The organism is Nostoc sp. DedSLP03 (genome assembly GCF_034530815.1).
Lineage (GTDB): Bacteria > Cyanobacteriota > Cyanobacteriia > Cyanobacteriales > Nostocaceae > Nostoc.
This window is the reverse complement of record NZ_JAVRCK010000234.1, coordinates 1-1,431: the sequence shown is the minus strand read 5'-3', so window position 1 is coordinate 1,431 and position 1,431 is coordinate 1. Positions and strand designations below refer to the sequence as shown.

1 protein-coding gene is annotated in these 1,431 nt (G+C 46.5%); it reads right to left on the bottom strand.

Annotated elements, in window-relative coordinates; translation table 11 throughout:
* Positions 1-22 precede the first annotated feature (22 nt).
* Positions 23-1,321 (bottom strand): ISNCY family transposase, encoded by a 1,299-nt coding sequence (locus RM368_RS38485; protein ID WP_416212300.1) that lies wholly within the window; start codon positions 1,319-1,321, stop codon positions 23-25.
* Between the last annotated feature and the right edge of the window lie 110 nt (positions 1,322-1,431).

Below are 1,431 nucleotides of genomic sequence, written 5' to 3'. Positions count from 1 at the left end.
CAGCAATTCCAAATTCAAAAATTTAAGAGGAATCAGTCGCTGGAGAGAGTGGTGAGTCGTTGAGCATGAAGTCAATTAAATGCTGCCAACTTTCAAACAGGAAATACTTGGTGAGGCTGAGGATATCTTGAAAGAATCCTTTGCGAGTGCCACGCTGCAAGCGGATTTGTTGGTAGGATCTGTCAACCAAGTGCAAAACGGTGTGGAAAAGAAAGGACAAGAGATTGAGTGTGAGCAGGAAACAGGTCAAATGGTGTTGCCCGTGTCCAAAATTGTGTTCTAGATGATAGCCCTTGGTTTTGAGGACATTGTGGTTTTCATTTTCGGTCTTCCAGCGACTTCTACCCGCGCTAACCACCATAGGAACGGTCTCGGCTGTCAGTTCATGGCGAGTGATGAAAGCATTTTGGTAAAGGACTTTACCATCGGACTGACGGATGAGCGTTAGTTCGCACCAATTGACTCCCAAGGCGGGTTGGGTGTCTCTCAAGGGAATCTGATTGACGTAGCGATAGCGGTAAATCTCTTTCGAGCGCTTGTGCCAAAGGCTTATTTCTAAGGTCTTGACTTCTCCCAAACGCTCAAGGTAGTCCAACCAGTCATAGAGTGCGGTATGGGATTCGGGCAGGCAAGTGAAGATGAAATTCATCCCAAATTCCAGGCAATGTTCAGCCATCGGCTGATGACTATAGAGGTCATCCCCCAAAAGCGTGACGGGTTGATTTTTGAATTCTGAGGCATAGTTACTTATCCATCGTTTAGCTCCTGCCACTTCACAATCTTGTTTTTCAGATCCATCTTGAGGAGTGATGAACTCAGGAGCTAAGGAAATCACTTGGGACTGACCTGGTGCCACAATTACGGGCAGAATCGCGCTGTGAAAGTAGGTGACAGTGCCGTTTTTATGGGTGCGACTCGAACAGTACTCACAATGGATTGTCTGAGAATTAAAATACTGAGTGCCGTCTAAGGCCACCAACAGATGACTCCCCAGACAGTGATAGGGCTTTAAGTACCCGCCCCGATGCAATGCCTGGTAAACCCAGGTGAACACCCTAAATAATTCGCTTGCGGCGATCTCGTCCAGAATGTTACGAATTTGAGGTGTGGTCGGAATTCGCGTCAAGCCAAATAAGCTTTGGGCATTATCTTGTCCACAGCGGCTATGCATCTGACGCTGATGTTCCAAAAACGACTCGCACTGCATGAAAAATACTGAAAATGCTGCCAGCACGGTATCTTTGATGCTGTAGCGAGTTGCATTACTGGCAAGCCTTGGGTCTTTGGTTTGAGCGATCACTCCTTGGAGAAATCCCAGCATTACTCCAAAACTCAGTGTCATCGGCTCCATCTCGATGTCCTTGAAGAAATACTTCTTATATCCTCAAGCTAGACTCTACCCGTTGTCAAAATTTGAATTTGGAATTGCTG